Source organism: Caballeronia eucalypticola (assembly GCF_047608185.1).
GTDB lineage: Bacteria > Pseudomonadota > Gammaproteobacteria > Burkholderiales > Burkholderiaceae > Caballeronia.
In genome coordinates, this window is sequence record NZ_JBLKRU010000081.1 from 1 (window position 1) to 22,753 (window position 22,753).

Genomic DNA, 22,753 nt, shown 5'->3' on the forward strand with positions numbered 1-22,753 from the left:
AGAAGCCGAGCCGGTGAAATACTTCCTCAGCACGGCGCCGTCCGATGCCACGCTGGAACAACTGGTCTTCGTCACCAAGATGCGCTGGCGTATTGAGCGAGACTACCAGGAGCTCAAGCAGGAGTTCGGCCTCGCGCATTACGAGGGCCGCGGCTGGCGCGGCTTCCATCACCATGCCACGCTGTGTATTGCGGCTTACGCCTTTCTCGTCACCGAGCGGCTCGGTCAGGACGGCGCAAAAAAAAACCGCGCTCGACCAGAAGCGGCTTCCCTACCCGAAGGTTACCTCCCTCGCGGCAGCCGGACGGGTCCAGCGCCACGTGCCTGACTCGATTTCGACGCTGCGAGTACTCATCGCCCGCGCGATCACCGGCAGGCTTCCGCGCTGTCCCTGCTGTGGGAATGTCAAATTAACTTTGTGACACAGTAAGATTAGCCAGTTGCGCGAGCGAGGTATCCTCCTGCCGTGCTGACAGAGCTTGAACCGCGCGAAGAAGGTTTCAAAGGTCCTCGTGCCGAAGATCGTCGGCACGGGTTCGACCACAAAGCGACACTCGACGGGCAGCCTTCATGGCTGACAATCGATCGCCGCTATATGGACGATTTGCACGCACGCCGAGGACATGAATGGGTATTCTCGCGACTATAGCAATGGCTGCTGCTATCCAATTAGGAATCACATCGCAGTCGGTGGGGACAGACATCGACGCGCCGGGGCCCGCAGGGCCCTTGCAAGGCAAGCTGCTATCGCCTAAAAAACGAGACGTCCAAGTGGTTCTGATCAATACACCTTCGATAGCGATAGCCGATTAGTTCCCACAGCGCGGGTTCGTTCTACCTTTTCATCGGTAGGGGTTCGCCCATTGCTTTCCCGCAGTCGCCCTATGCCGGCACAACTGCGGGGTCACCCGACGAAACGCCGCGACAGTAAGCAAATACAGAAAAACATAACGGACCGCCTCCGGACGCGTCATATTTCCCGTTGCTGAACTAGAAACGAAATTTTTTAACTATTACTCACGAGACGACCGTCCATTTGCCAACCTTCGCCACTTCGCGCTCGTCGAAACTGAAACCGAGGCCAGGCGTTTGATGCAGCACGATGCGTCCATTTTTATGAACCAGTTGTCGATCTATCAACCTGCGGAAGTTAAGTACTTGATCGTCGCAAAAATATTCAACGTAACGTGCATTCGGCGTGGCCGCCACAAGCGGCGCATGTACGTCGTGGAACCAGTGCGGGCACATTACTACGCCATAGCTCGCGGCAGTGGCCGCGATGCGCCGCCATTCGCTAATCCCGCCACAAACCACGGCGTCTGTTTGCAGGATCGCTGCCCCGCCCTTGTCGAGCAGTTCCTTGTGATACCAGCGGCCATAACCGATTTCTCCGGTGGCCACCGGCACGCGGGTGAGACGAGCGAGACGCGCGTGGTTGTCAATATCGTCGGGGGAAAACGGCTCTTCGATGAAGTACGGATCGTATTGCTCAATCCGCCGCAAATGCTGCAACGCCTGGGTCGTGTCGGTCCAGCCGTTATTAATGTCGATCATCAACTCCACGTCTGGGCCGATTGCCTCGCGCGCGGCTCTCACACGCGCTTCTTCTTCGCGAGGCGAAAGGCGGCCGCCTTTCATCTTCACTGCGTTGAAGCCCATCTCCACATAACTCGCCATTTCCTCGCCGAGCATACCGGCCGATTTGCCCTCGAGGTAGTAGCCACCGCTGGCGTACGCGGGCACCGATTCGAGTTCGACCGCGCCCAAATACTCGTGCAAGGGCAGATTGTGAGTGCGGGCGTTGAGGTCCCATAACGCGGTGTCGAGAATGCTGATAGCGCGCATCACGGTGCCGGCGCGGCCTTGCAACAACGCTTCCTGATACATGTCCTGCCAGAGGCCCTCGACGGCGTATGAGTCCTTGCCGATGAGCACCGGCGCGAGCAACTGCTCCACTGCCACGCGCAATAGCTCGCCACCCGCACTGCCGACATAACAGAAACCGACGCCTTCCACGCCGTCGCTCGAACGCACTTTCACGAGACCATAGTGACGCGTTGACACCGTACGCGTTGCAAACGAGGTCACGCGATCCAGCGGCACACCCGCCGCGCAAACCGATACCGACTCGATCCTTGGCATTTCCACACTCCTCCATGTTTTTTGCGGGCCGCCCGCTTCCAATGCGGGTTCGGCTGAGTCGAAGTGTGATAGCCGCAGGGCATCAAAAACAGTATCCTTTGGCTTCTTCAAAAGATAAAAATTTTATTCGATGGACTCACGCTATCTGCAGAGCTTTGTCTACGTGGTGGAACTCGGCTCCATTGCCGAAGCTGCGCGCCGGCTCGATCTGACGCCGGCCGCAGTGGCGCAGCGCGTGAAGATGCTGGAACAGGAACTGGGCGCGAAGCTGATGCGCCGCTCGGGCCGCACGGTTGGCACCACCGAGGCTGGCGAGCGCATTCTCGAACGCGCGCGCGCTGTGCTGCACGATATTCGCGACCTCAAGTCCGATCTCAACGATTCGTCCGACCTTGCGGGACAACTGCGCATGGGCGGCACGCCGACCATGATGACAAGCGCGATTCCGGACGTGCTCGCGGGGCTTCTCGCGCGACATCCGCAGGTGGACATTTATCTCGAACCCGGCAATTCCGTTGACCTGTATCGCAAGGTGGTGAGCGGCGATCTGGATGCCGCGATGCTGGTGCATCCGCTGTTCGATCTGCCGAAAAGCTGCGACTGGTACACGCTCCGTGAGGAGCCGCTGGTGCTGCTCACGCCGGCGTCATTGAAGGTTGACGATCCGCACGAGGTGCTGCGGCGCGAACCGTTCGTACGCTACGACCGCAACGTGGTCGGCGGCCAGCTCGCCGACGGCTATCTGCGTCAGCACGCCATTGCACCGCGTCAGCGGTGCGAACTCGACGGGCTCGACGCGATCGCGGTGATGGTGGATCGCGGACTCGGCGTCTCGCTTGTGCCCGATTGGCTGACGACACGTTTTTCCGAGCTGTCGCTCGCGCGCTGGCCGATGCCGCATGCGTTTCCGAAGCGCGTGGTGGGATTGTTGTGGGGACGCTCGTCGGCGCGGATGCGGCTAGTCCAAGCCTTTCTGAAGACCGCGCAAGAACTGAACGCAGCGCCTCGCGAGACACAAAAATAATTAACGTTTGAAGCAAGCGGCTCGCTCTTCTTCGTGGTTCATGACAAGGCAATACTGCGTCGGCGCCTGATTGCTCCGGCCCGGTCAGTTCGACTCTAGCCAATAAGCGTTTTCAAGGACGCCTCGCTATCACTTGGACCCTGAAGGAGAGATTTTCATGAGCACGCGCTCGCCCGGCCTACGCGGCGTCCTCTCGCCGGTACTTACGCCGTTCAACGCCGACGGTTCGCCGTCGATTCCCCGTTTCGTCAACCATTGCCACTGGCTACTGCGCCGGGGCGTGGGGCTCGCCATATTCGGCACCAACTCGGAGGCCAATTCACTGAGCGTGAGCGAAAAGCGCGCACTGCTCGACACCTTGCTCGAAGCCGGCGTGCCGCCCGCGCGCCTGTTGCCCGGCGGCGGGGCATGCGCTTTGCCGGACGTGATCGAACTCACGAGCCATGCGGTGAAGAGCGGCTGCGCGGGTGTGCTAATGTTGCCGCCGTTCTTCTACAAGGGCGTGAGCGACGAAGGTCTGTTTCGCGTCTTCGCCGACGTGATCGAGACCATCGCGGATAGCCGCTTGCGGCTATACCTGTATCACATCCCTGCGGTCACGCAGGTGGGCGTCAGCTTCGCTTTAATTGAGCGTTTGCTGGCGCGGTATCCAGGTGTTGTGGCGGGCATCAAGGACAGTTCTGGCGAGTGGGACCACACTGCCGCGTTACTGAAAGAATTCCAGAGCGACGATTTCGATGTCTTCGCCGGCACCGAAACGCTGCTATTGCCGACATTACAAAACGGCGGCGCCGGCTGTATCACGGCGACCGGCAACGTTAATCCATCGGCAATCGTGCGGCTTGCCGACTCGTGGTGCGACGCGGACGCCGCCGCCCGGCAGCGGGTGCTCAACGACACCCGAGCGATTTTCCAACGCTATCCAATCATTCCTGCGATGAAGGCGACGATTGCGGCGCAAACGGGCGACTCGCAATGGGGCGCGGTCCGCGCGCCACTGGTTGAACTCGATTCCGTTCAACAGCACGAGTTGCAGCGCGCGCTCACCGAAAACGGCTTTGCAATGGACGACGCGCGGTCGCTTGCGCTGTCCCACGGCGAGCCCCGCACGGTCTGAAACACGCGGGCGCCGCGACCCGGCGCGCCGTTCACGTTTACCCTGTTCGGCCACCCCGCATCAAAACAAACAGCACGGGGGCCAGGAGACATATCTTGCACACTCAAACGTCCAATCCTGCCGCGTTCGACGCAAACCCGGCCGATCGCTTATTCCGCCGCGTGGCGTGGCGCTTCATGCCCCTGCTGTTCGTCGGTTATGTGATGGCGTACCTGGATCGCGTGAACGTCGGCTTCGCTAAATTGCAGATGCTGAGCAGCCTGCATTTCAGCGAGGCGGCATACGGCCTTGGCGCCGGATTGTTTTTCATTGGTTATTTCCTGTTCGAGGTCCCGAGCAATCTGCTGCTGCATCGACTCGGCGCGCGTCGCTGGATCGCACGAATCATGATCACTTGGGGCTTGCTTTCTGTGGCGACCGCGTGGGTGAGTACGCCATTGATGTTTTGCGTCGTGCGCTTTCTGCTAGGCGTAGCCGAGGCCGGTTTCTTCCCCGGCATGATTCTGTACCTGACCTATTGGTTTCCGGCGCACCGACGCGGGCGTATGACGGCGTTACTAATGGCAGGCATTCCCGTTTCCGGTTTGCTTGGCGGCCCACTCTCCGGATATCTGATGCACGCAGTTCATGGTGCGTGGGGATTGGAGGGATGGCAATGGCTGTTCATTGTCGAAGCGTTGCCGTCGATCGTGCTTGGCGCGGTGATTTACTTTTTCCTGGACGACTGCGTAGCGGACGCGAAGTGGTTGAGCGCGGCGGAGAAGCGTGTGATTCAGGACGAAATCGACTCTGACGGCGCTGCTCGCACGCATGGTTCCGTGCGCGCAGTATTCGGCTCGGCGCGCGTGTGGCTGCTGTGTCTGGTGTTGTTTGGCGTGGTGATGGGGTCCTACGCGATCGGTTTCTGGCAGCCGACGATCATTCGGGGGACGGGCATCGACGATCCATTGATGATCGGGTTGTTGACGATGATTCCGTATTCCATTGCATTGATTTCGATGATCGCGGTGGGCCGCCACGCTGACCGTACGTGTGAGCGCCGTTGGCACGTAGCGGTACCCGCGCTGGTGGCAGCGAGTGGCTTTGGCTTGTGCGCATTGAACGGTGACAGTTCAGTGCTTTCAATGTTTGGATTGACGCTTGCAGTGTCGGGGGTGGTGACTTCGCTGCCGATGTTCTGGGCATTGCCCACGTCGTTTCTTGGTGGCACGGGTGCGGCCGCGGGGATTGCGTTGATTAATTGCACAGGCAACCTGGCGGGTTTTATCAGTCCAACGGTGATAGGGTGGTTGAAGAGTTACACGCACACACTTGCATCGGGGCTCGTGTTGACCTCGTTCACATTGACACTGTCAGCGATTCTGATCGTGACGTGCATTCCAGCACGACTGGTAAATCGATAGACCTAGCATGGCGAGCCACATTTGCAGCATCCCGCAGCGACTAGTCTAGGGATGACTTCTGAAACGCCCCAGATCAGTTGTCCGTATGTAGCAACCTCTCGGCGGTGATGACAGTGCAGTACTCTGGGTCGAGATTGGCAAGCGACATCGCCTGCACGTCTTCTGCGCTTCTCAGATTGCCATTCCAGTCCTTTCGATCAAACGTGAAGCAGCAGTCCGATAGGAGATAGGTTGTGAAACCCAAGTTGCCGGCCATGCGAACGGTCGCCTCGACAGAATTATTGGTGATGACGCCTACGACCACTAGCGTGTCATAGCCCCGTGCGCGGAGTTGCGTTTCCAGATTCGTACCTATAAAAGCGTTGTTTGTCCGTTTTGAGATCACAGGCTCGCCGGCGACAGGCGCGGCCTCAGACTTGAATTCATTTCCGTCCTGGCCAGGTCGATAGTGCGAGCCGGGCTCGGCGGAGTCGTGCCGAATGTGCCATACAGGCCAGCCATTACTTCGCCACTTATCGAGCAAGCGTGCAATTTGAACTTCCGCAAGCGGGTTGTTTCTTCGTCCCCAGCTTGGGTGGTCTATGGCTTTCTGGAGATCCACCAGCAACAGGACGGCACCGGCCGGGCTTGGCAAGGCAGTCATTTTTGCTCCCGCGTGAGCGATTGAGTTGTGAAGCGATTCGATTCAGGAATTTACCGCAAGTCCACCGCGCGCATGGACTCGAATTGCCTGACCGACTATGTGCGCCCGCAACCCGCCGTTCTACTTCGTGATCCGCATCGCCAACAATGAGGGCTATCGGGGGACGAAAGCAAACCTGTTCGTAGCTCAGTTACATAGCCTCCTGTGCTTAAAGATGAAACAAAATCGGGCAACTGTTATCCAAAGTCTGGTTCACGAGATTTTCGAGATGTCCGCAGATACCGTGCTTCGTATCGACGATTTTTAACAGCTCAACATTGCAAGTCAGGCGCAGAGCATACGGAGAGGAAAACGCGAGTGCTTCAAGGTGATATGGCCAGCCGCGCGCATTAATCGTCATTGGCTTCGTCTGGCATCCATTGGCAGATCAAAGCTTCGTGACCTGCGCTCACGGTCTTTCCTCGGGTGCCAAGTGCGAACGCAGTGCGATCGCCAGCGGAAGGATCGTCAACGCGGTCAGAGCCGTGGCGAAAGTAGCGCCGTGTACACCGATCCGGTCGCCAAGAAAACCATAGATGACCGGTGAGATCGCACCCGACGCTATCGTCCCAGTGTAAAACAACGCGAATGCGCGCTCAGTACGCTCCGGGGCAGCCATTTCTGGAACTGTTCCATAAAGCACGGAGGAGGTGCCGTTGAGCATCATGCCCAGGAGCGGCAGCAGCGCCATGGTTAGCATCAGTGGAAGAAACATCACGGCGACGATGCAAGCCGCTGTGCCGCCCTCGGTGACCAGTACCGTGCCGATCACGCCCATTCGTGCGCCAAGCCAGCCGCAAGCGAATTTGCCGGCCGCGCCACCGATAAAGACCAGTGCTAGCGCAGTTCCCACCATCGGCAGCGAGACCCCCTTTGCCTTGAGCAAGAAAGGCAAAAAGGTGAGCAGCCCCATACGCACGGCCGTGTCGAGCACGCCAATCGCGAACAGTAGAGAAAAACCTGTTCCCACGGTGCTCCGAACGAGGCCGGGCGCATCTGCGTCCGTCGGCGCGCTGCGCGGTATCGAAGGGAAAAATAGCGCGATGACGGCGGCAATTACACAGCCCAATGCGGACACAATCCACAACGCATGACGCCAAGGCATCATGGTCACGAGCAGCGAAATGGCAGCCGGCAGCGCGGATTTGCCGAGGTCTCCGGAAAAATTGTAGATGCTCAGGGCGCCTCTGGCATTGCGCCCGTAGGTACGAGAGACGGCGCCCGAAGCGATCGGGTGTTGCGTGCTCGAGCCGCTGCCCGAAATAGCCAAAGCCACGCACAGGCCTAGCAGGCCGCCTGACATCCCGGCAACGGCGTATCCGAGCGCAGCCAGCAACGTACCAAGGGCTAGCGTGGTGCGGCTGCCCAGCCACTGCGCCAAGCGTCCGGCAGGCAGTTGGAGAGTGGCCATCGTGCCGGCATAGATACCTCGAAGGATTGCCAGGGCGGCAAAATCAAGACTGAAGTCAGCCTGCCAAACGGGCAGCAACGCATAGATCATGTCTGTGTAGCCATCGTGCATCGCGTGTGCGACGCATGATAGCCAGAGCACGCGAGAGCGTGACGGGGCCGGTGAGCCGGCCGAATCGACCTGCTGCGCGGGCAGCAGGGAAAAAAAGGGCAAGGGCATACAGATCCTCTTTTTATGAACCAACCCTAAAAGACGTGACGCCCTGGCAAATCCGGGCTATGTGTGGCAATTTTATGACCGGACACCCCGCAGTTCAATTGAGCTAATATCGCGTCAATGGAGAAAAAAAGTCACGTCATGGGTAGAGACAAAGACAAAGACACTGCGAAGGACCAAGACAAGCTTCCGCCGCTTAATGGGTTGCGAAATTTCGAGGCGGTAGCACGGCACGGCAGTTTCGCCGGCGCCGCTACCGAATTGCACGTCACCCACTGGGCTGTCGGAAAGCAGATCAGATTGCTGGAAGACTGGTTCGGCTTGCCATTGTTCGAGCGTCGTCCGCGTGGCGTTGTGCTTACCGATGAAGGCGCTGCGCTGTTGAACGACGTGAGCAATGCGTTCGAGCGCCTGAGCACAGCGGCGGCTCGACTGCGCCACAATGGGTTGACCCGGCGGGTATCAGGGATCGTACGTGTGAACGTGCCGGCGAGTTTGGCGCTGTCCTGGTTAGTGCCGCGTCTGGCCGACTTTCAGGCCCGTCACCCCGACGTTGACGTGAGGGTGTCGACCACATCACGCAAGTTGCGCTATATCGCTGACGCCTTCGACGTCGGGGTGCGTTCTGGGTCCGAAGAAGGCGCTGGTGTTGTGTCCCGTTCGCTGATGGCCGACATCCGTCTGCCCGCCTGCAGCCCCGCGCTGCTGCGCCAGCATCCGATACAGAATGTGGCAGATCTGCACCATCAAACTCTGCTGCATTCCGCCAGCACCCGCACGGCCTGGGCACACTGGCTTCGGGAAGCTGGCGCGCCCGACCTGCTGGCTGCCCGTCACGTCGAGTTCGACCACGTACACCTCCAACTTGCCGCCGCTGTGGAGGGTCTGGGTGTAGCACTGGCATCGCTGCCGCTGATAAGGCGCGACATCGCCGCGGGGCGCCTCGTGTGTCCGATCGCGGCGCCAACATGGCGCGCAGCCGACTACACGCTCGTGATCAATGCTGATCGCGCCGGAGATGACGCCGTCGTGGCATTTGAGCAATGGATCTCCATGATGGCCAGCCGGGAGGCCGTACCGTTCGAGCCTGCTCAGGGGCTGTAAAGAGAAGCTGCGGTCTTTTATTCACGAAAACCTTCACCTGAAGGGCAAGAGCCGGCGACAAGTGGACTTCAGCTCAAGCAAACTGAGTGTCCACAACCGCAGGAGGAGCAAATCGTTATGCCGCTGCCGCTCACGTTGGCTTGCTGGTTAGGCCTCGGATGCTATTCGCTCTCTTGACTACAAGATCATCGACGATTCGCCGCGCCGCGCTGTAACCGCCCATCAAGGCATCTGCTTCTGTCACAAACGGGTGACCGCCCGCCTCGCCAAAACGCAGTGGTGAAAATTCGGCGATGGCGTTGCCTGCCCGCTAAACGCTGACAATTGCCACATACATAGCCCACGCTCGCCGCGGTTCCGCCAACCTGGTGCCAGTTGGGGTCGGCTTCGACTGTTATAACGAGGCTATAGCCGTGACATTCGTATGTACGCATGATGGCCTTCGAGCCTCAACTGCCATTCCTGCATTCACGGACTCCCGACATTGCTGCCAGCCGTGTACGGATCGTCTCGAATTCACTGGCTGCTGCTCGCGATAGCCCAACCTGTACGTGGTCGAGTTCAGGGTCGTCTTCCGATTGCTGAACGATGAACTGCTTGACTCGAACGCTTCCCTTACCCAAAGCGTTGTGAACACTGTCAAGTGATACGCTGCCGCGTTCAACCAGCAGGGTGATGCTGCGCTCTTGTTTGACCGCAATGAAGCGACGTTCGAGCGGCTTTACTCCGGCAAGAATGATAAAGATGATGACTGTCGCGCCGACGGAGGCGGTGTACATCCCGCCACCGACCGCTAGACCGATTCCTGCAACAGACCAGAGGCTGGCTGCGGTGGTTAAACCGCGCACGACTTCGCCACGCAGTAGGATAGACCCCGCTCCGAGGAACCCGATGCCTGACACGACCTGGGCGGCGACCCGGGAAGGGTCCAGCACGACGTTCTTCGCTCCCAGCACATCGGCAAATCCGAACGCAGAGACCAACATCATCAACGCCGCACCGACACACACCAGCATGTGCGTGCGCAACCCTGCCGCCCAGTTCATTCTTTCGCGTTCAAAGCCGATGACGCTTCCTAGTAGAGCCGCTAGGACGAGGCGAGATAGAAGCTCGATATTGCCGATCACGAATTACCCCTTGATAGTTTGAATTGGACTTGTTGTGAAGCCGTCAGTGACATCAGCGGCAACTGGCCCGTCTCGTTTGTCGATGACAGCCGGCGGCGTTTCGCCGCGATTCTTGTGCGTGCAAAAAAGATCGACGATTTCGCGGGTCGGAATACTGGTGACGAGCATCGATATTTTGATTGGGCTGAACCACCTACACTTCGAAATTTCGTTACACGGTTCGGGTGACGCGCCCTGAGGAAGGCCGATGGAAAAAACGAGATGTCGTTTGTTGAGGCCACCAAATTGGAACAGGTACGTGAACTCCGCACCGACGAGCGAAGTCTCTTCTTCCAACTCACGCCGGGCGGCGTCGAGCGGCGATTCGGAAGGCTTTATGGTGCCACCGGGCAAGGACCACCGCGACCGCGTGCGTGCGACCAAAAGCACTTTGCCGTCCCGACTGCATATAATGGTCGCCCTGGCTTTCATTCGCTTTCCCTATAAGACATCCGGTCGGCTTTTGGGATATGTTTGCCGCTTGCCCTGTTCATCGCGGCCTGCGCATTGTCGTTTCCAACTCTGTTGTTCGCGATCGCCTGGATCACGATCGGCGTTATATCACTTGGACACCGCACACTTGAGAGCTTTCCGATAGACGGAATTCGCCGGGAATGGCCGCGTGGGTACCGGGGAGCATGCCTGCTGTTCTATCACCCAGCCTGGCCCTGGTAGATGCGAACTCCTCTTCGTGACAGCACAGGTAGAATCGGAAGGCGCCTGTTCACTGGGCGGAAATCGTCAAATCACGAGTCGGAGATTCTGACGGGCAACTTGCCGCCTAGCCAGCTTGAGGAGAATAATACAAGCGACGCACGTCAGGAACCGCGAGATTGACCGGGCTGAAACCTACCTGAAAATTGAGCTATGCAAAAAGAGGATGACCGTACTTCCCAAATCGGCAGGGTTGCAGCGGAGCTGTGTTTGCACCACTGTTTTCTGAAGATCTGCTGTTTTGACGATCGCCGGATATCGAGCTCTCACGGGAGTGACTCTAGCGGTCACACTAACCGTCCGAGCGCCGAGATGAGGGTCGTAGCGATCGCCGATGTACCAAGCTAGCCCTCGACGGCGGTTTCATTGTGGCGAGAGCCCGTCAGCTCCGTGCCGGGAACCTCGGCAGTATTTAGCTCCTCCAGGCTCAAATGTTTTGTTTCTGGCGCTAGCCAGACAGAGATGATCAATCCCAGCGATGCGATCGCGAAAAAGCACCACAGCGCCGCACTTGCACCCCACCAGGCTACGAAGTTAGGAAAGATCAAGACACCCAGAATAGAGCCGATCCGGCTGACCGATGTGGCCAGCCCCGATGCCCCCGCCCTGAGATTGGTCGGAAACAGTTCGGTAGGGTAGACGAAGTTAAGAATGCCGCCGCCCGAATTGGCGAACAAAACTGCGCAGCTAAACAACACGACGAGGAAAATAAAGGTCGGTGCCGAGTTGAGGGCGAGGATGAAAAGGGCTGCTGCGAGGCCCGCGAACGAGGTGATAAGAAGTGGCCGACGTCCCCATCGGTCAACCAAATTCATGCCAATCAATGCACCGATCAGCCCAAGCAACGCGATCGACCCAGAACCGGCGAGCGTCAGTGCACGAGAGCCGTGAGAGAAGGGGGAAATAATAGTGGGCGCGTACATGGAGATCCCATAGTAGGCCGTCGCGTAGCAAAACCAGAAACCGAGGACGAAGAAAGTACGGCGTGCGAGACGCCTGGAAAATAGATAGCCAAGGTTGACCCGGGTGTCCATCTCCGAGGCAAGGGTAACTGCTTTTCCAGTGACCTTGAGCATCACGGCTTCGGCTTCTTCATGCCTTCCCTTGGATTGCAGCCAGCGTGGCGATTCAGGCAGCGTCATTCGAAAGAAGAAGATGACCAGTGCAAAGACCGCCCCAATGCCGAACATGTAGCGCCAGGCGTCCGTGCCCAAGGGCAGGCAGGCAAGGCCGATAACATATGCTGCTACAGCCCCGACGAACCACATGGCACCCAGGAAAGTGCTGTGCTTTCCCCTGCGCTGTCTCGAACTGAATTCCGCCACAAGGGTTGCGGAGATCGGATAGTCGGCACCAATCCCAATGCCAAGCAGGAAACGGAAAAAAACTAGCTGCCAAGCAGTCTGTGAGAACGCGGTCAACACAGCGAAGAAGACAAAGGCCAGCAGGTCGACTACATACATGGCTTTGCGGCCAAAATAATCAGTCAATCGTCCGAGCCACACAGCGCCGATAAACGAGCCGATGATCGCAGACGAGACCAACAGGCTTTGCATCGCCGACGTCAGTTGCCAATGTTTGATGAGCAAGGGCAAAGCGACGGCAATGATCGTTAGATCAAACCCGTCCAGGAAAGTACCGCCAGCGGATAGTAAGGTGACTTTCCGCTGGAATCGTCTTACCTGCGAGGTATCCAAATCTTCGAAGCTCATTACGAATGGTCTCCGTGTATCGCGCTTGGGTTCAATAACCTGTCGTTGAGTGATGCGTGCTATTTGACGCCTTGTGGAACAAAAAGGGATGGAAGCTCTGACCCGCCGCGCGGCGATCAGCTATTTTTATACATGTGCCAATAGACAAGGCCGTTCTGCTTCGCGCTGGGCTCGTTATAGGCGGTTTTGCACTTTCGTTCAATGAGGGTGAACCTTCGTGCAATCCGCACAAATCGGCGACGCGATGCGCACGTAGCGTAGCATCTACCTCCCACTCGACACGCAAGCGCCAAGCTGTGCCTCCGGGCAACGTTTCGCGTGGGTCTGTAGACGGTAGCCGGCGATTTGCGGTCTTTCGCCACAGTCTGCTTTGCGGTAGCCCGCCTTCATGAAAACGCGTCCCATGGGCTCGGGACGCGTCCACCACCAACCTTCAGAATGTACGTGTAGAACCGCTCGGCGTAACTGTTGTCTCGGAGGGACCGCGACGTTCGGTGTCGAGCTTAGCCCACCACACGGTAAGGCTTCATTGTGCCTATACCAAACCAATGAGAAGCCGGCGCACCTTCCCCTGGCATTCACGGCTGAAAATCGCCAACAAATCGAAGCTTTCTATCGTGCGGTGCTGGAGGCGGGTGGCAAAGACATTGGTGCGCCTGGTCTACGCCCGAACTATCACGCGAACTACTACGCCGCTTTTGTCATTGCTCCGGACGCGCACAACATCGAAGTGGTTTGCCACCACCCAGAGGCCTAGCCCTACCAGCGAGCGGGCTGGCGCGGCAACGCTGTCTCATTTGCAATACTGCACTGCTTGCGCAGTCTGCAGTGTGTTGCATCCAACAGTTGAATCCGCGGTCGATCACGGCCAGTCGAGAGCACCGTTTGGTCGGACTCAGGCCGAAAAATCAACTAACGGTCTGCCCAAGCGGGCTCAAGCTTCACAAGACTTATGATCTGCCAACGGCTGTTGATTGTTATCAAGAAGCCGGCGAAGCTATCAGCCTGAAAAGAAAATAGGGCGGACCAGGTGCATTCACGTCCTACGCTGCTCAGCCGCCAAAAAATCTAATATGGCCCCAAGTCCGTTCGACGTTGCCGTCGCAGACGGATGGGCACGTTTCCAATTCTCCTAAGCACCCGGTGGTGGGGTCACTCGTCGATGCGCACGACGGCGTCCCCTATGCTAATGCGGCCCCGCGCAAGTACCTTCGCCGTTATGCCACCAAAACCGCGCGTCGCGTTATAACCGCCTACGCCAAGCGTTTCCTCAAGGCGCGAGCAGGGATGACATTCGCCGGTCATCTCGAGCACCGCATCGCCGATGCGGAACTTCCGGTCTTTCAACGCCAATAGGTTGATGCCTCGCGTAACCAGATTGCGACGCAGGACATCGGGTGCGAGCGTTTCCAGTCCAAGGTGACTTGCAATAGCCGCGAGACTCTCGGCCTGGATGAGCGTGACTTGCCGTTTCCCTGCATCGCGACCGTAGTGATCACCTTCCGTGCCGACATGCGGATCCAGGATGGCTTCGTCGACGGGGCACACGGGCAAGCGCCGCTCCGGCCGCACGCCGATCCATATGAGAACTCCTGATCTGACGGGCGCGTTGAAAAGCCGGGTGAGCGAGGATTGTGGGTTGAGCGGCATGAAGAGAAACAGTGTTGAATTGAACGAAGCGTACTAGGCCGCCTTAAATGCATCCCGGAACTGTCGAGCCCGTTCAACTTCGTCGCTGTGCAAATAGGTGGATGTCGTCGATATAGACGCATGACGCAGATTATCCCGAACCGATGTCAGTTGGGCACCGCGCATGAGCGCGTGTGTCGCATGCGTGTGTCGCATCCAGTGCGGGCCAGCCAGCCGCAGCTTCACTGCGAATGCTGGTTTCTCCGCCTCGATGAGGGTCGTCGTTGTCTCGAAGAAGCGCTTCAGAACCGTCCAAAGCCGCACCATGCTTAACCCTTGGGCGTCGACATCGTTGAGGTCGGAAATGAGAGCTGTCGCGGGTGCCCATCGTTCTGGGGACACGGGCAGACCACGCTCAACCAGGTAGCGTTCCAACGCGGCGCGAGCCAGCGGAGGCAGCGCCACTTTCCCCGCTTTTTGGCCCTTGCCGACGAGCTCAACCCAATGATCTCCCTGCGCATCGGTGCGGATATCTTTCAGCGTGACGTTCACGAGCTCGCTTGCGCGCAACCCCGTGGCATATCCGAAATCCAGCTTGGCATCGAGCGCGCAGCTTTCTCGCGGTGCTCTGAACACGCCGCAGGATCCGTCGATCTCATGGGGCAGGCGCACGTTTTCCCAAGGGACCACGATCGGCGAACCGATGGACTTGATCAACGCGCGAGCGCGTTCAGTGAGTGCCGGGTGCGCAGCAAAAAACGCCTCGATCTGCTGCGCGCTGGTTTGCCCGAGCTTGGGGATGGCTGTCCACCATTGCTTGCGACGAGGAATGCGCAGAGCCGGTTCAGCGAGCGTCTTAATGCCGTAGCGTGAAGTGCGTGAAAAGCCCGTGGTGGCAGCCAGCGCTCGATCTCGTCGGTGATCGACGGCGTAGCCACTGTTGCGACGCGAAGCACCTCGATGGCCTTGGCCACATGCCGCGCTTGCTTGACGCGTTCGGATGTCCGCAGAGCAAAGAGCTTGGCGAGGTCGTCGCGATGGCGGGTGAGGGCACAGCGGGTGAGCTGGCGTCGATTTTCGCTGAGCACGCCGAACGCTCAGCACCGGAAAGCGTGAACTCCTGACGTTATACGACATTGTCGGCACGCCGATCAGGCGGCATCGCAAAATCAAGGGTGCCGCAAACCATTCGACTCTTTATTGTGGTCTACGATTGGCCGCCGCGCAGGCGTTTCGATATAGGCCCCCTCCACATCCCATGCATATGGCTACCGCCGCAATTCTGACATGATCTTTTCCGCGAAGAAGTCGCATGGCGGTCGCTTCGATTTCGTACTTCGCGCAAGGATGACCTCCAGCGCTGCAATTTCGGGCAATCCCTGCGCATGGCCGAGCAAGGTGAGGTGAAGGGGGACGGCACACTGCGCGAGGGGCGCCACCGCAAGTCCTGCGTCGACCATGCTGAGCAGTCCTAGCAGGCTCGGGCTCTCGTAGGAGGTCCGATAGGTGATCTTCGCGCGTTCAAGACTGCGGATCGCGTTTTCCCGAGCGACGCTGCCAGGCAGGAAAACGGCAATTGGCAGCGGCCTCTCTCGCCAGATGTCATGCGCACTCGGAGACGCGGCCCAGACCATCGGTTCGAACCGGATAAACTCTCCCGAAAGGCCCTTCACGCGCGTTGCGCAGACCAGGTCGACCGATCCGTCCTTTACCATCGGCGCCAGCGCCACGCTCGGCAGCCCAACGACCTGAATCTCGACCTTGGGGTAAGTCGCGGAGAATTTCTTGAGGATAGACGGCAACAGGGACGATGCGTAGTCGTCGGGCACACCAATGACGACGCGACCGGTTACGTCGGGACGAACCACCGCGGCCCACGCTTCATCGCGCAGAGCGAGCATACGCCGCGCGAAGGACAGCAGGACCTCGCCGTCTTGCGTCGGAGTTACGCTTCTTGGCTTGCGAACGAAGAGCGGTTTGCCGAGCGCGGTTTCGAGCGTCTTGATCTGCATGCTCACTGCCGATTGCGAGCGATGGACGACCTCGGCCGCTCGGCTGATGTTCCCGGTGTCGGCCACGGCTACAACCATTGTCAGAACATCCAAATCGAGTGCTTTCATTGGTATCAGTTAATTCGATAGATACTCTCAATATTACGCGATTTTCTTAGATAGCGATTTCGTGCATAGTGCGGGAAAGGAGCCCACGCATGAACGCACGAGCCGACCCATCGATGCTCTCAGTCCAGGAGTTGTGCTTTGCCACCGGTCCATCCGGTATCAGCGTGCCATATGTGGCTCGCGGTTCGGGAGATCCGATAATTTTTGTACACGGGTCTCTTTGTGACTACCGCTACTGGAACAGTCAAACAGATTTCCTTCTCAAACAATTTCTCTGCATATCAGTCAGTCTTAGCCATTACTGGCCAGCTGACGATGCCTGCATACAAGGCGAATTTGGTTGGAGGACGCATGTTGCGGAACTCGCCGAGTTCATCGTCGTTATGGACATCGGGCCGGTTCATCTGGTCGGGCACTCGCGGGGTGGGTGCGTCGCTTTCCACCTCGCGCGGGAATACCCCCGTTTGGTTAAGACCCTCACACTCGCTGATCCAGGTGGCCCATTGCAAATCGATGAAGAGTCGGAATCTTCGATGCCGACTTCAACCAATGCCCTTCGCGCGAAAGTCGCTGAGTTAATAGAGGGTGGTGCGGTTGACGCTGGACTGGAACTTTTCGTCGACTCTGTAAGCAGGCCGGGCTTTTGGCGAAAAAGTTCCTCTACCTTTCGCACGATGGCGATCGACAATGCGGCCACGCTTCCTAAGCAGTTTCGCGATCCGTTGCCGGCCTACTCGCGCGCTGCCGCGCGTGGTGTGATGTGCAGAACATTGCTGATTGAGGGGCAAAAGAGCCCTCGCATGTTTCGCAACAACGTTGAAAAGCTTGCGGAATGGATCGAGTACGCGGACAAGCAAACTATTGCAGGCGCGTCGCATGGGATGAACGTGGCGAACCCGGCGCTATTCAATCGGCTTGTCCTAGCCTTCGTGACCGCCTGATCGGAATGATTCTTCGGGGAAATCGACTGCATCATCAGCAGGGTCGTTCCCTTGGCAGTCCACCCACAATGGGCGACGCGTGAGCCCTCGTTGGGGCGTGAGCGGCATGCCACGCAACCCACGACAGCAATCAGAAGAGAAGATGACCATTGATTATTTCCTACGGGCCAGCATCGCGCGCGATTTGCACGCGAGGCTATTTCTCCGTATCGGCGGCTTAGTCGCACTCCCGCATTTGCCATTCTGTTCAGACGGCGACATTGCCATTCAAGATGCACTCCGTAGGTCACCGTGCAGGATAACTGGTCTCGACGTTCTACCGACGGAACGACGCATTAATCCGCACGGCGGCATGGGGAGGAGTAAACGAAGTGGGAGAGACGCGCTGGATTCTCCACCTTAATGTTTGTCGCGCAACGCCGTAACGCAGACTGCTTCTCTGATCGGCGTTGTTGCAAAAATCGACGGTGCAGGCGGGCGTTCACCCGCGATCCTAAATTCATGAAATACGCACGGACTGCGGGCGTGCAAGTGTGACCATGTGGTTGATGATGCCAACACGGATGGCGACCTCCGTCGCTTGTGAACCAATGCAGCGCGCCGAAAGACAATTCCCCGTGAGCGTTTTATACCGGTACATCGTATTTTCGATCAGCGAACGTCGGTGGTAGCCACTGTGCTTCTTCCATTCGCCTCGGCCATCTCGCGCGATGTCGTCGATCGCCTCATTGCGCCAGCTTGCTCCGGGTGTGCCCTCAGACCAAGGTTTCGCGCCTTCACGCGGCGGAATCGATGGCGTAGCGCCGCGCCCAGCGATCGCCTTATGGCACTGCTTTGTATCGTATGCGCCGTCACCGCCTATCGTATCGATGGACTCATCGGCAGGAATCTGGGCTAACAAACCGGGCAGTGCACTTGCGTCGTCGACGTCTTGGTGCGTCATCAGCGCGGCTCGTATGTGGCCTGTCTTCACATCCAGCCCGAGATGGACCTTGCGCCACGTGCGCCGCTTGGAGTAGCCATGCTTGCGCACTTTCCATTCGCCTTCGCCGTAGAGCTTCACGCCCGTACTATCGACAACCAGATGAATCGGGTCGCCACTCGACATCTCGGGCAGCGTCACCTGTAGTTCCTGTGCACGGCGGCTTAGCGTCGTATAGTTGGGCACAGGCAGGTCCGCAAATGCGAGTTCACGAAGACTTTGCACAAAGCCCTGGGCGGCTCGAAGCGTCAAATGATAAACGTGCTTAAGCATGAGCACGGCCTGAATCATTGCGTCCGAGTAGACCTGCGGTCTGCCGCGCTTGACAGCTCTCGCTTCGCTCCCACTCATGAATGCGTTCTCGTCGATCCACATGGTCAAGCTGCCTCGTGCGATCAGCCCTGCGTTGTACTCCGACCAGTTCCTGACTCGATAGACCCGGCGCGATCAAATCTGAAGTGCAACACCTTCCTCGTGTAAGGTGCGCACATGCAAAAAAGAAGAACGTATCAACAGCTTCAGCCTGAAGAGCGCATGACCATTGCAAGCATGAAGCAGCAGGGTTCGAGTGTTCGGGCCATGGCCCGAACACTCGGCCGCTCGGCATCAAGTGTGAGCCGCGAGCTGACCAGGAACACGTGTTCTGTCGTGGGCTATGCGTCTGCCCCGGCGCAGTCGCTCAGCACGAGCCGACGCGAGGCTGCGCGCCCATGTCCCAAGCTGCACCCTCAAAGCATGTCGTGGCGCGTCGTACTCACCCTGCTGGAATGGAAGTGGTCGCCCCAGCAGATCTCAGGTACGCTCAAGCGCATGTGGCCCAACGATCCAACCCAGCACGTCTCGCATGAGACCATCTACACGGCCATCTATGCGCATCCACGCGGTGAGCTGCGCCGCCAGCTTATCGCCTGTCTGCGCCACGCTCACAGCACCCGCATGTCACGCAAGCGGGGCACTGACCGGCGCGGCCAGATCCCCGACATGGTGAGCATCCATGTGCGCCCGCCTGAGGTCGACGACCGGGTGATGCCAGGTCACTGGGAAGGTGACTTCATCAAGGGCGCCGGCAATCAGTCTTGCGTCGGCGTGCTGGTTGAGCGCACCAGTCGCCTGGTGCTACTGGCGAAGATGGAAGACGCCACCGCCGCCTGCGCACTGGCGGGCTTCACTGCCAAACTAAATTCGATCGCCGCTCCACTGCGCCAGAGCTTCACCTACGACCAGGGTAAGGAAATGACCCGGCATCAGGAGCTCAGCGCCGCCACCGGCGTGCGCGTGTACTTCTGCGATCCGCACAGTCCATGGCAACGCGGTACCTGCGAAAACACCAACGGGCTGCTGCGGCAGTATCTGCCCAAGGGTACTGACCTCTCGATCTACAGTCAGGACGAACTCGATGCCATCGCCGACAGCCTCAACAGCCGACCTCGCGCTACCCATGCGTTTCATTCGCCATTCGAGGTCTTCGAACGTATGCTCGCAACCGCTTCGATAACCTCAGCTTCCGTTCATTAACCCGCTGTTGCATTTCAGCTTTGAAACCGCCCCCCTTTAGGCTCGCGACTCTTGCGTTCGTCCTTGCGCATCTTCCCGCCAAATATCGAGAATCTACGCAATTCCGACAGGAGTTAACAGCGCAAGCACCTCGACCGTTGCGTGTAAACGTCATCCCAGTCCACCCCCGCTTTTATGCAACAACGCCTCTCTGATCTGCCATCGGAACATGTTCCAACTGAATGGCATCGCGGCTTTGTTGGCGAGAGGTCGTTGCGATCCGGATGGAGCCCCTGTCGTGTGATGTTGTGGGCCTGGCACGTGAGAACGTGCAGCAATGGATGGACGGTCCTGAGTTGGTCGGTAGCGAGGTGCTCGAAGGCGAACAAGCATACTGCGACTAGACCATCGGGGCCGATGGCTTTTCGCGGTTCGCAAAAGCACAGCAAGCTCGACATCGTATTTGCCAACGCGGGCAGAGGTGAGTCTCACCATTTGGAGAGATCACGGAGGCTCGGTTCGACAAGTACTTCGGCATCGATGTGAATAGCACCCCCTTCACGGCGCAGCACGCGTTGCCATTGATATCACGGGGGACTGCTGCCGTGATCACGAGGGTCGATCACGTCGATCGAGGGCGTGTCCGCATTCGGCGTGTACGCTGCGATTCAGGCGGCGCTGCGTTCGTTTGCGCGGACGCGGGTGTCTGACCTAAGGCGACGCGATATCCGCGTGAACGTGGTCGCGCCGGGTGTGTGATTGTGACATCGGCCTACAAGACGGAACTGAAGATCAGCGACGGTCAGATCGAAGGGTATAAACAGCACATCATGGAAACAACGCCGCTGAGTTGTATCGCGACGCCGAAGAAATTGCGAGAGCAGTCTCGTTTCTGGCCTCCCACGATGCGGGTTATATCGCCGGCATTTAAACCTTCGTCGACGGCGGCGTTTCAGATATGAACTTGCTGCGAATGCTAGCGTCCTTGGCGGAACACCGACGATGTTTGACATCATTCCGTCAATCCAGGACCCTTCTCCAGCAAGGATGTCGCGGTTTTTTAACGATACGAAAGGCTCCACGTTTCGGTCTGCCAGTGTTAGCGATAAACCGACGTGCCACTCTGTATCGAATTTGCTGAACGATGACCATGGTGGTCTAATCAGTCGAATTGAGGAATCCGTTATTACGTTTAATCACATATTGATTAGCTTTACTATGTATTGAATTAAGAGACGGTAGTGAACGCCACTCCAAGTCAAATCGAAGGATACACCCTCCTCTCGATGAACAAACGCCGCTGATAACGACTACGCCTCTTCCATTCGGGTTAGCCATCGCGCGCGACGTCTTTGATCACCTCGTCGCACCAATTTACGCCGGGGCGTCCTCACGAAGGCTTCGCCCCTCGCCCCTTCGCATCGGAATCGCGGACGGGCGCCGCGCAAGGCTATCGCTGGCGTCAATCCCTTGTATCAACGCACCGTCACTGACGATCGTCTCGATGGGTTCGTCATCGGAGAATCTGGTCGACCAGCGCGGGCAATACGCTCGCGTCGTTGACCTCCTGAGGACTCGTCAGCACTGCGCGCAGCTGATGGGTCGTCGCGTCCGGTTCCAGACAGACGTGCCTTACTGCAGGAGCGCCGCTTCGAATAGCTGCGCTTGTTCACCTTCCATTCCCTTTGTCCGTACAGCGTGAAGCCTGTGCCGTTCACGACGAGATGCAGCGGAGCGCCACCCCTAAATCCCTACGCCCAACAAGCCATACCAAAGTCTAGCAATTCAGTTTCCTGAGACCAGCTTGAGTCCGATAACGCCTGCCAAAACGAGAAGAATACAAAATATCCTCGTTGGCGCTGCAGAGTCACCGAGCAACACCATTCCCAGAATCGCGGTGCCCGCCGCACCGATACCGGTCCAGACCGCATATCCAGTACCCATTGGCAGTGTACGCAGCGAAAGTGAAAGGAGGAAGACACTCGACAAGCCGGTGGCGACCGTAAACAGTGCAGGTATCAATCGGGTAAAACCTTCAGACGTCTTCATACAGAAGGCGAATGCTATTTCGAGAATGCCGGCGATGCTAAGTAGTGTCCATGCCATCAGTGACAGATCCGTTCGTTGATTCGCCAAATGATTCGGCTTGGCGAGATTTGTTGAGGCTCTACTGCCCAGGTAGCGTAATCGCGTCTGGTTCGATCCACAGACGTAAGAGTGGGGATGAAACGCGCCAAAAACGACCACTTCTTAAAGAGACGAACGCTAACGAATCGACGTGCTACGAGCGAAGCACTCGCTTACGAGGCCTTCATGCTTTGGTGGCGGCGGGAGGCGAGCGGAACGCAATTCCGAATCGATTAAAGGCGTTCATCAAGCCGATCGCATAGGTTAGATCAGCCAGTTCTTTATCGTTGAATTCGGCAGCAGCGGCTTCGTAGTCAACATCGGGAACGTGGGTTTCGGCTACGCGTGTCACGGCTTCTGCCCAGGCGAGTGCGGTGCGCTCGCGGGTACTGAATACTTCCCCTGCGTCGCGCCACACGGGTACGAGTACGAGCTTGTCTGCCGTAAGGCCGGAATTGAGGAGGTCTCGGGAGTGCATATCGATGCAATATGCACAGCCATTGATTTGCGAAACTCGCAGATACACCAGGTCGACCAGTTGTTTTGGCAGACCGCTTTTCTGAAGAGTGACGTACACCGCTCCGAAAGCCTTGAAACCATCAGCCGAAGCTTTGGCGTAGTCGATTCGATTACTCATGATGAATCTCCATATGCGAAAATTAAGAGACTCCATCGTGCTGCAACTTGGCCTATTGATAAAGGTCCATGATCCGGCTTAAGCACTAGGCCATGATCCCCCCAAAGATGACCACCGCCGACGTCATATCAA

The 22,753-nt window shown here is 58.1% G+C and carries 18 protein-coding genes and 3 pseudogenes; 9 read left to right on the forward strand and 12 right to left on the reverse strand.

Going from position 1 to position 22,753, the window contains the following annotated elements; genetic code table 11:
- The coding region (locus tag ACMX25_RS39205) for a transposase (RefSeq protein ID WP_414955205.1) at positions 1-328 on the forward strand (328 nt) is incomplete at its 5' end.
- 689 nt (positions 329-1,017) lie between these two features.
- On the opposite strand, the gene ACMX25_RS39210 is transcribed toward ACMX25_RS39205, so the two are convergent.
- Positions 1,018-2,142: a mandelate racemase/muconate lactonizing enzyme family protein gene (locus tag ACMX25_RS39210; protein WP_414955206.1), complete on the reverse strand. Its 1,125-nt coding sequence runs from the start codon at positions 2,140-2,142 to the stop codon at positions 1,018-1,020.
- A gap of 130 nt (positions 2,143-2,272) precedes the next feature.
- Between ACMX25_RS39210 and ACMX25_RS39215 the strand changes: the two genes are divergently transcribed.
- The 3 genes from ACMX25_RS39215 (at position 2,273) to ACMX25_RS39225 (ending at position 5,686) form a co-directional block, all read left to right on the forward strand.
- A complete protein-coding gene (locus ACMX25_RS39215; RefSeq protein WP_414955207.1) occupies positions 2,273-3,166 on the forward strand; it encodes a LysR family transcriptional regulator in 894 nt (297 codons plus the stop codon).
- 157 nt (positions 3,167-3,323) lie between these two features.
- Positions 3,324-4,283, forward strand: a complete 960-nt coding sequence (locus tag ACMX25_RS39220; RefSeq protein WP_414955208.1) for a dihydrodipicolinate synthase family protein — start codon at positions 3,324-3,326, stop codon at positions 4,281-4,283.
- 92 nt (positions 4,284-4,375) lie between these two features.
- Positions 4,376-5,686: an MFS transporter gene (locus tag ACMX25_RS39225; protein WP_414955220.1), complete on the forward strand. Its 1,311-nt coding sequence runs from the start codon at positions 4,376-4,378 to the stop codon at positions 5,684-5,686.
- Positions 5,687-5,759: 73 nt separating this feature from the next.
- On the opposite strand, the gene ACMX25_RS39230 is transcribed toward ACMX25_RS39225, so the two are convergent.
- Together ACMX25_RS39230 and ACMX25_RS39235 are read right to left on the reverse strand one after the other, a co-directional pair.
- A complete protein-coding gene (locus tag ACMX25_RS39230) occupies positions 5,760-6,329 on the reverse strand; it encodes a cysteine hydrolase family protein (protein WP_414955209.1) in 570 nt (189 codons plus the stop codon).
- Positions 6,330-6,777: 448 nt separating this feature from the next.
- Positions 6,778-7,998 carry an MFS transporter gene (locus ACMX25_RS39235; protein ID WP_414955210.1) on the reverse strand — a complete coding sequence of 407 codons (1,221 nt, stop codon included), beginning with the start codon at positions 7,996-7,998 and terminating at the stop codon, positions 6,778-6,780.
- Between the two features lie 117 nt (positions 7,999-8,115).
- Between ACMX25_RS39235 and gcvA the strand changes: the two genes are divergently transcribed.
- Positions 8,116-9,099, forward strand: a complete 984-nt coding sequence (gene gcvA, locus ACMX25_RS39240; RefSeq protein WP_414955211.1) for a transcriptional regulator GcvA — start codon at positions 8,116-8,118, stop codon at positions 9,097-9,099.
- Positions 9,100-9,548: 449 nt separating this feature from the next.
- Here the strand turns inward: gcvA and ACMX25_RS39245 are convergent, their stop codons facing one another.
- From ACMX25_RS39245 to ACMX25_RS39255, 3 genes are all read right to left on the reverse strand, one after another.
- Complete coding sequence (locus tag ACMX25_RS39245) at positions 9,549-10,226, reverse strand: MgtC/SapB family protein (protein WP_414955212.1); 678 nt, start codon at positions 10,224-10,226, stop codon at positions 9,549-9,551.
- Between the two features lie 3 nt (positions 10,227-10,229).
- Positions 10,230-10,697 carry an NUDIX hydrolase gene (locus ACMX25_RS39250; RefSeq protein WP_414955213.1) on the reverse strand — a complete coding sequence of 156 codons (468 nt, stop codon included), beginning with the start codon at positions 10,695-10,697 and terminating at the stop codon, positions 10,230-10,232.
- A 626-nt stretch (positions 10,698-11,323) separates the two neighbouring features.
- Positions 11,324-12,691: an MFS transporter gene (locus ACMX25_RS39255; RefSeq protein WP_414955214.1), complete on the reverse strand. Its 1,368-nt coding sequence runs from the start codon at positions 12,689-12,691 to the stop codon at positions 11,324-11,326.
- Positions 12,692-13,137: 446 nt separating this feature from the next.
- Here ACMX25_RS39255 and ACMX25_RS39260 point away from each other — a divergent pair.
- Positions 13,138-13,448 (forward strand): annotated as a pseudogene (locus tag ACMX25_RS39260) (VOC family protein); the annotation flags it as partial.
- Positions 13,449-13,843: 395 nt separating this feature from the next.
- On the opposite strand, the gene ACMX25_RS39265 reads toward ACMX25_RS39260, so the two are convergent.
- From ACMX25_RS39265 to ACMX25_RS39275, 3 genes and pseudogenes are all read right to left on the reverse strand, one after another.
- Positions 13,844-14,239 carry an MOSC domain-containing protein gene (locus ACMX25_RS39265; protein WP_414955221.1) on the reverse strand — a complete coding sequence of 132 codons (396 nt, stop codon included), beginning with the start codon at positions 14,237-14,239 and terminating at the stop codon, positions 13,844-13,846.
- A gap of 135 nt (positions 14,240-14,374) precedes the next feature.
- Positions 14,375-15,157: pseudogene (locus ACMX25_RS39270) on the reverse strand (tyrosine-type recombinase/integrase); the annotation flags it as partial.
- Positions 15,158-15,588: 431 nt separating this feature from the next.
- Positions 15,589-16,440 carry a LysR family transcriptional regulator gene (locus ACMX25_RS39275; protein WP_414955215.1) on the reverse strand — a complete coding sequence of 284 codons (852 nt, stop codon included), beginning with the start codon at positions 16,438-16,440 and terminating at the stop codon, positions 15,589-15,591.
- Between the two features lie 89 nt (positions 16,441-16,529).
- Here ACMX25_RS39275 and ACMX25_RS39280 point away from each other — a divergent pair, with 89 nt between their 5' ends.
- Positions 16,530-17,381 carry an alpha/beta fold hydrolase gene (locus ACMX25_RS39280; RefSeq protein WP_414955216.1) on the forward strand — a complete coding sequence of 284 codons (852 nt, stop codon included), beginning with the start codon at positions 16,530-16,532 and terminating at the stop codon, positions 17,379-17,381.
- 499 nt (positions 17,382-17,880) lie between these two features.
- Here the strand turns inward: ACMX25_RS39280 and ACMX25_RS39285 are convergent.
- A pseudogene (locus tag ACMX25_RS39285) lies at positions 17,881-18,798 on the reverse strand (IS5 family transposase); the annotation flags it as partial.
- Positions 18,799-18,852: 54 nt separating this feature from the next.
- On the opposite strand from ACMX25_RS39285, the gene ACMX25_RS39290 reads away from it, so the two are divergent.
- Complete coding sequence (locus ACMX25_RS39290; RefSeq protein WP_414955217.1) at positions 18,853-19,878, forward strand: IS30 family transposase; 1,026 nt, start codon at positions 18,853-18,855, stop codon at positions 19,876-19,878.
- Positions 19,879-20,496: 618 nt separating this feature from the next.
- Complete coding sequence (locus tag ACMX25_RS39295; RefSeq protein ID WP_414955218.1) at positions 20,497-20,616, forward strand: hypothetical protein; 120 nt, start codon at positions 20,497-20,499, stop codon at positions 20,614-20,616.
- 1,026 nt (positions 20,617-21,642) lie between these two features.
- Here ACMX25_RS39295 and ACMX25_RS39300 read toward each other — a convergent pair.
- Both ACMX25_RS39300 and ACMX25_RS39305 read right to left on the reverse strand, forming a co-directional pair.
- Positions 21,643-21,963, reverse strand: a complete 321-nt coding sequence (locus ACMX25_RS39300) for a DMT family transporter (protein ID WP_414955219.1) — start codon at positions 21,961-21,963, stop codon at positions 21,643-21,645.
- 205 nt (positions 21,964-22,168) lie between these two features.
- Complete coding sequence (locus tag ACMX25_RS39305; protein WP_414953630.1) at positions 22,169-22,621, reverse strand: carboxymuconolactone decarboxylase family protein; 453 nt, start codon at positions 22,619-22,621, stop codon at positions 22,169-22,171.
- Positions 22,622-22,753 lie beyond the last annotated feature (132 nt).

Coding starts and splice junctions, on each gene's coding strand:
- ACMX25_RS39230 (WP_414955209.1), bottom strand. CDS start 6,329: ATGACTGCCTTGCCAAGCCCGGCCGGTGCCGTCCTGTTGCTGGTGGAT.
- ACMX25_RS39250 (WP_414955213.1), bottom strand. CDS start 10,697: ATGAAAGCCAGGGCGACCATTATATGCAGTCGGGACGGCAAAGTGCTT.
- ACMX25_RS39300 (WP_414955219.1), bottom strand. CDS start 21,963: ATGGCATGGACACTACTTAGCATCGCCGGCATTCTCGAAATAGCATTC.
- ACMX25_RS39275 (WP_414955215.1), bottom strand. CDS start 16,440: ATGAAAGCACTCGATTTGGATGTTCTGACAATGGTTGTAGCCGTGGCC.
- ACMX25_RS39215 (WP_414955207.1), top strand. CDS start 2,273: ATGGACTCACGCTATCTGCAGAGCTTTGTCTACGTGGTGGAACTCGGC.
- ACMX25_RS39235 (WP_414955210.1), bottom strand. CDS start 7,998: ATGCCCTTGCCCTTTTTTTCCCTGCTGCCCGCGCAGCAGGTCGATTCG.
- ACMX25_RS39220 (WP_414955208.1), top strand. CDS start 3,324: ATGAGCACGCGCTCGCCCGGCCTACGCGGCGTCCTCTCGCCGGTACTT.
- ACMX25_RS39210 (WP_414955206.1), bottom strand. CDS start 2,142: ATGCCAAGGATCGAGTCGGTATCGGTTTGCGCGGCGGGTGTGCCGCTG.
- ACMX25_RS39305 (WP_414953630.1), bottom strand. CDS start 22,621: ATGAGTAATCGAATCGACTACGCCAAAGCTTCGGCTGATGGTTTCAAG.
- ACMX25_RS39255 (WP_414955214.1), bottom strand. CDS start 12,691: ATGAGCTTCGAAGATTTGGATACCTCGCAGGTAAGACGATTCCAGCGG.
- ACMX25_RS39280 (WP_414955216.1), top strand. CDS start 16,530: ATGAACGCACGAGCCGACCCATCGATGCTCTCAGTCCAGGAGTTGTGC.
- gcvA (WP_414955211.1), top strand. CDS start 8,116: ATGGAGAAAAAAAGTCACGTCATGGGTAGAGACAAAGACAAAGACACT.
- ACMX25_RS39290 (WP_414955217.1), top strand. CDS start 18,853: ATGCAAAAAAGAAGAACGTATCAACAGCTTCAGCCTGAAGAGCGCATG.